The 800-nt window shown below is 35.0% G+C and carries 1 pseudogene; it reads left to right on the plus strand.

Annotated elements, in window-relative coordinates:
• Positions 1-15: 15 nt before the first annotated feature.
• Positions 16-800 (plus strand): annotated as a pseudogene (locus HMPREF2701_RS00050) (ATP-binding protein); the annotation flags it as partial.

Genomic DNA, 800 nt, shown 5'->3' on the forward strand with positions numbered 1-800 from the left:
GCGGACGGTCTGGACATGAGCTGGGTACAGAAAATGAAGGATGTGAAGATTGAGTTACATAAGCTTGATAAGGATATCTCAGTTACTCAGGCTGAAAAAGATAAGAAAAAAATTGTGGATGATTTAGTATCATCTTACAACTTGGATGAATCTACGGCAAATGTACTCTATAAGCTCCAGCAAAGAATTTTGAAGAAGGCAAAACAAGAAGGATGGACTAATGAAAAAGTTCTTTATGAGTATAATAGATTAGTTGCATCTCCAGTCTATGGAGTAAGGGCAACCTGGAGAGGTCTTGCGGGAGTTGTTGATGACGAAAATACAAGTGATTTAGATGATATTTTGATAAATACGTATTCTTTATCTGAAAGAGAGGTAAAGATATTTAAAGAAGGGATTAATAAGCAGTATGAATCTAAACATAATAAGGACTTAGCGCATGAAGCTATTCAAATTGCTAGTTTTACTGAGTTATCTTGGGGTGATAGAGACTTATCGAAGCTAGATGGTTGGAAGGGATTAAGCGCCCACATTATTAGTACAATTGGAAATTCAACTCGGATTGGAGATCTCTCTGTAAATACTGAAAAGTTTGAAAGTTCCTTCAAAGGAGACATTGATTCAGGTAGATATGATGATGCAGATTTTAATTCAGATTTAGATGCTATTACCTCTTACGAAAGAATGATTTCTAAAGATGTAGAAACAAAAGATGTGTTTAAAGTTCAAGCAGATTACAATCATAGTATCCAAACAAACCAGACAAATCGTGTTGAGGAATTCTATACTGTGATGGGAAA

The organism is Streptococcus sp. HMSC077D04 (assembly GCF_001808785.1).
GTDB lineage: Bacteria > Bacillota > Bacilli > Lactobacillales > Streptococcaceae > Streptococcus > Streptococcus mitis_BX.